This is a genomic window from Devosia geojensis (assembly GCF_000969415.1).
GTDB lineage: Bacteria > Pseudomonadota > Alphaproteobacteria > Rhizobiales > Devosiaceae > Devosia > Devosia geojensis.
The window spans coordinates 1-475 of sequence record NZ_JZEX01000101.1 but is presented as its reverse complement, the minus strand read 5'-3'; the positions used below and the strand labels follow the sequence as shown (position 1 = coordinate 475).

Here is a 475-nt window from a genome sequence, read left to right as displayed (position 1 = left end):
TCGGCCGCGCAGTCAGATAGCGCCATCGGGAAGACGCGGGCACCGCAGGCTGGCGGGACCCGAAGAGCGACTCGGGCGGCGAGGGGAAACGGAGGCCGACGCCGACGAGGATATCGATTATCAGCAAGGGGCCGCAGAACTGCGGCTGGTGGATCACGAGGCCGGGCATTTGACACCGCGTGGTTGGTGTGCAGGCGAAGAGGGGGCTCACTCGACTAACGGCGGCGCCTCAGGTGGGTTCAGCACAAGCACGGCTATTGTGGCGGAACACGATGGCGACGCGCGGCGGGGCGGGCGGGTGGGCGGTCAGGTCGGTGCCGCCGATGGCTATGGCCGCGCCGGTGACCGGGTCGAGCCGGGCGATGAGGCGGAGAAGGGGCGAACCGCCGCAGCCGGAAGGCCCGGCGAACACGGCGAAGTAGCCGTCCGCGATCTGCAGCGACACATCGCGCAGGGCGTTGAGCGCACCGTAGGC

1 protein-coding gene is annotated in these 475 nt (G+C 70.1%); it reads right to left on the bottom strand.

Going from position 1 to position 475, the window contains the following annotated elements:
* Nucleotides 1-229: 229 nt before the first annotated feature.
* Nucleotides 230-475, bottom strand: a 246-nt coding sequence (locus VE25_RS09800) for an ATP-binding cassette domain-containing protein (protein WP_046108439.1), incomplete at its 5' end; no start/stop codon positions are given.